Source organism: Xenorhabdus budapestensis (assembly GCF_002632465.1).
GTDB classification, from domain to species: domain Bacteria; phylum Pseudomonadota; class Gammaproteobacteria; order Enterobacterales; family Enterobacteriaceae; genus Xenorhabdus; species Xenorhabdus budapestensis.
In genome coordinates this window covers 1-4,176 of the sequence record NZ_NIBS01000044.1, presented here as the reverse complement: position 1 = coordinate 4,176, position 4,176 = coordinate 1, and the positions used below count along the sequence as shown (strand labels likewise).

Genomic DNA, 4,176 nt, shown 5'->3' with positions numbered 1-4,176 from the left:
ACGGCGCTGTGTGAAACAGACACGGTCGCTGAACTGATACAAAACGGCATCCGACCCTCTGAGGCCATTAACGAATTAGTCGATAAGTACGATTTAACCCGGCTGAATGCTCCGGTCATCACGCACAGTACGCCTTACCTGGAGGTGCATGACGAACTGATGGTCATTTTCGACAGTCAGCTGGCTGATATTTTAAAACCGGATAGTCTCTAAATCCTTTTTTACTTACCCAACGGGGGAACTGACTCCCCGCCGGGACAGTTCCTCCTTTATTTAACATTATCAATCAAGAGGAACTTAACCATGGCAGAGTGGATCACGAATCAACTGGACATCACCGGCAAATCCGTTTGTATCGATGTGATGCAGCAATGGGTCTGTGGCGAAGAAGCGCCCCGTTACCGTCAGGCAGTCTTGCAGAGTCTGCGGCTGTTTCTGGCCGGGTGCGCCGGGATACTGAAACCAACCAAACCCCTGACTTACGCGCCTTATCCGGCGCTGATACGAGGTACTACGGCACAGACTGCGCAACATCTGGCCTTTGAGCAGTGGCTGATGTTGTTACAGGATAATGCGCTGCTAACCGGCGACACCATTAAACGTATCGACCATCTGTACCGTCAGTCGGGCTTAAGTCTGCTGCGCTGGGAAAATATTCCGGAACCGGCGCGTGAGATTATCGCATCACTCCTGATCCGCCAGTATACCGACTGGTTCGGTATGGTGAGCTGGTCTGATAGTCCCGATACCGGCGCCTGCTGGGACAGGCTGAATGTGTCTCCGACATCCGCCCAGCCCTGCGATATGCTGATGATCATGCCGACCCGGTTAGCGACCGAGATTAACGGCAGCAGCGGATTGCTGAAAGGCATTGCCTCCACCGTACAGTTCTACGACGAGCACTACGGGCTGGAATGGCCGTTCGGTCACCATGTCCGCTGGGAACGGCGTAATGTCAGCAGCTTAACCGTGCGTTTTGATTCACCGTGGGCACCGCCCTCTGCGGAACTGATGGGGGAACTGTCAGCGATGTTTGATTGCGAGATCCGCCATTGGTACAGCGAACCGTCAGGAAGCCTCAAAGGCTACGATTGTTATGATCAGGGTGAGCATGTAGACAGCGGTAATGGCTTACCCGGACGCGAAAACCGGCCTGCACTCTATCTGGTTAACGGTGAACAACCCGAAATCAGTCAGGCACTGCCGGCGATTGCTGTCGGACAGTAGCGATTTGTTCAGTACCTTATTCTTTATTTTCACTTCAACCGAAGGGGGAAGCACGTTCCCCTTCCGGGGCGTGTTTTCCCTATTTTTATGCGACAAGGAAAACACGCCATGGCGTCTCGTACCGATTACCAACAGGAATTTATCTCGCTGTTTAATCAAACCGCCCGCTATCAGCCTCGTTATCAGGTCTTCCGGGATTTTTGTCACTGCGCAATGGCGGCCATTCACAATAAATATTGTTTCAGTGAGGAGCTGGAGCAGTTTTATCTGAAAACCATCAGGAAATATGCGCGGGAAGATGTTGACCGGATTGTAAAACTCTTTTCCACTACCGTGCTGGCACTGGCAGAAGCGCCCGGCGATTTTCTCGGCACGGTGTTTATGCGGCTGGAGCTGGGGAATAAACACCTTCAGCAGTTCTTTACGCCCTGGAGTGTCGCCAGAATGATGGCGGAGATACAGTTGCAGGATGTTTCCGCACGCTTGCAGGAGAAACCCTTTGTGACCCTGTACGAGCCGGCTTGTGGGGCGGGCTGTATGACACTGGCCGCTGCCGACGTCTTGAGAGAGCAGGGACATGATCCGTTATGCAGCCTGTGGGTGTCAGCGATTGATATTGATCCGCTGGCCGCGGTGATGGCTTACGTCCAGCTTTCCCTGGCCGGCATTCCGGCCGCGGTCACTGTCGGCAATGCGCTGGATGATGGCGGCAGCAAACGGACACGTTACACGCCGGCCCATTATCTGGGTAACTGGTCGAACCGTTTACGGGAGCATCAGCAGCCACAGGCCGCCTGAATTTTTTCAGCCTCTGTTCTGTTACTCTAATGCGCCTTTCGGGGCGCTTTCTTATTTTCGAGTAGTTTTAATATATTGATTTATAGTGAAAATTAAGGTGATCCGATAAGCGAGTCGGTGGGTGAATCGAGTCAGTTTAATTTTCATTTCCGCAAAAAGAGTTTTTCCTTGTTTCAGACCGGGATTCACCGACACTGAGCCCAATTTGAACCGAAAGAGGAAAAGCCATGTTTCAGCGTTTTAAATCGCATTTTGCCCGCCAGTCTGCCACACCGCAAAAATCATCCGAACAACAACCGGAGGCCATTCGTGACAGCCGGGGCTATTTCCGGCCGCAATCGGCTGACGAGTTACTGGCAACCTCCCTGCGCCGTCAGTATCTTCAGCAATTATGGCAAAACACTGCCCTGCCCGAAGGGCTGTATCAGCGTTTTTATCTCGCACCGGTGAAGCAATTGCTGAGCCGTGTCCAACAGGTGCCGGCAACACCGGAAGGTAACTGGTCGGGAAGCGGGGATTTTGCTGACCTGACGCTAAAGTTTACCACCTGTGCCGTGCGGCTGGCGAAGGGACATCTGTTACCCCCCGGGGCAGCACCGGAAACTCAGGCTGCCCAGAGCCTGCTATGGCAGGCGGTTGTGTTCTGGACGGCATTATTTTACCACCTGCCCCTGTTGCAGCACCTGGAAGGGGAGCTGGATGATAGGCATGACTGGCAGCCGGGATTGTGGACGCCAGACCGTCGCTTTCGTTTCCGGTTCCGGTCGTCCCGGCCAGATTTGTCTGTGCCACTGAACGCCATGATGGCAGCCCGTTTACTGCCGGAAGATGCGGTGACCTGGTTGTTTCTGGTACCGGACGCATGGACTTGCCTGACATTGCATCTTGGTGGTCATTCATCCTCTGTACCGTTGATTGATGAATTACTTCAGGAAGCCGCCGGACAGGTGGAGTCGCCTTTATTGAAACCGGGGAATTCTGCAGAATTGTCTGATGTCGCTGGGGTATCACCTGAACCTGGCCAGGCTTCTCCGGATTCCCCATTAGAAATGGCACCGGCATCTGAGCCATCCGGCGAGAGTGATACCCAGACGTTATTGTCTTTATTTCAATCCGGTCATGGGTCCTCTCATCAGGAGAAGGCAAAAAATCATCATCACGGCTCGAAATTCGCCAAACAGTCTGTATCGGATAAAGAAAATGTTGCCAGAAAAGATAACCACAATACATTATTGTAATGTAAATAGTTTAACTGATTATTTATATCTTGTATTTCCATAAAACAGTTTATGAACAATTGAGTGTCATGATTTATTTAATATATTAAGGAAAAAATAACATGTTGCCTGCCGCAGAAAAAATCAGTTGGGATGAGTTATTGGAAGAGTACTTTTTTTCACATATGTTGCGACCGGCCACCGAGTGGAGTTATCGCAAAGTTACCCGGGTCTTTATCCAGTTTATGGGAGAAACGGTGTTGCCGGAACAGGTCACTCACCGGGATGTGCTACGGTGGCGGCGTCATCTTTTGATGGAGAAAAAACAGTCGAGCCATACCTGGAACAATAAGGTGGCCCACCTGCGGGCCATTTTTAACTTCGTAATGGACAGGAAACTGCTGCCATTTACCGAGAACCCGTTTAGCAATGCGGCGGTGAAAAAAGAGAAGAAAAAGAAGAAAATTCTGAGTAAAGTCCAGATAACCCGTCTCTACCTGCTGATGGGGCAGTATGGGGAAGAAGAGCGAACACAGGTTGCTCCCCGGGGAGGGCGTTGTGCTTTATACCCGACCGGGTATTGGCTGACGGTGCTGGATACGTTCCGGCTGACGGGCATGCGTCAGAACCAGTTACTGCACCTGCGATTACGGGATATCAACCTGGATGGCAATTATATTGTATTGCGCGTCGAGGGCAGTAAAAATCACAGTGAGTGGCGGATACCGATGATCCGGCAGCTTAAACCCCGGCTGGCGCAACTCCTTGAACAGGCGAGAGCCTGTGGGGCGAAAGATGATGATCCGCTGTTTGATTTAACCCGTCTGAGTTTTCGTCATCACGGGCGGATGGCCAGTTACCAGTATGATCACGATAAAGAAAGGCAGCATATTCGTTCTTTTTTCAATCGGTTGTCGAAAGAGTGTGGTTTTGC

Annotated in this window: 5 protein-coding genes; all 5 read left to right on the top strand. The window is 51.5% G+C overall.

Translation table 11 applies throughout. The annotated features are described in order from the left end of the window. The coding region (locus tag Xbud_RS21680) for a toxin-antitoxin protein (protein ID WP_099137404.1) at window positions 1-213 on the top strand (213 nt) is incomplete at its 5' end. A 90-nt stretch (window positions 214-303) separates the two neighbouring features. Next, window positions 304-1,227: a DUF1281 domain-containing protein gene (locus Xbud_RS21675; RefSeq protein ID WP_099137403.1), complete on the top strand. Its 924-nt coding sequence runs from the start codon at window positions 304-306 to the stop codon at window positions 1,225-1,227. 108 nt (window positions 1,228-1,335) lie between these two features. Beyond that, the gene (locus tag Xbud_RS21670; RefSeq protein WP_099137402.1) at window positions 1,336-2,025 is read left to right on the top strand and encodes an N-6 DNA methylase; all 690 of its coding nucleotides are present in this window, start codon (window positions 1,336-1,338) and stop codon (window positions 2,023-2,025) included. 227 nt (window positions 2,026-2,252) lie between these two features. Then, window positions 2,253-3,263, top strand: a complete 1,011-nt coding sequence (locus Xbud_RS21665; protein ID WP_099137401.1) for a TraI domain-containing protein — start codon at window positions 2,253-2,255, stop codon at window positions 3,261-3,263. A 101-nt stretch (window positions 3,264-3,364) separates the two neighbouring features. Further along, window positions 3,365-4,176, top strand: an 812-nt coding sequence (locus Xbud_RS21660; RefSeq protein ID WP_099137400.1) for a tyrosine-type recombinase/integrase, incomplete at its 3' end; no start/stop codon positions are given.

Coding starts and splice junctions, on each gene's coding strand:
- Xbud_RS21665 (WP_099137401.1), top strand. CDS start 2,253: ATGTTTCAGCGTTTTAAATCGCATTTTGCCCGCCAGTCTGCCACACCG.
- Xbud_RS21670 (WP_099137402.1), top strand. CDS start 1,336: ATGGCGTCTCGTACCGATTACCAACAGGAATTTATCTCGCTGTTTAAT.
- Xbud_RS21675 (WP_099137403.1), top strand. CDS start 304: ATGGCAGAGTGGATCACGAATCAACTGGACATCACCGGCAAATCCGTT.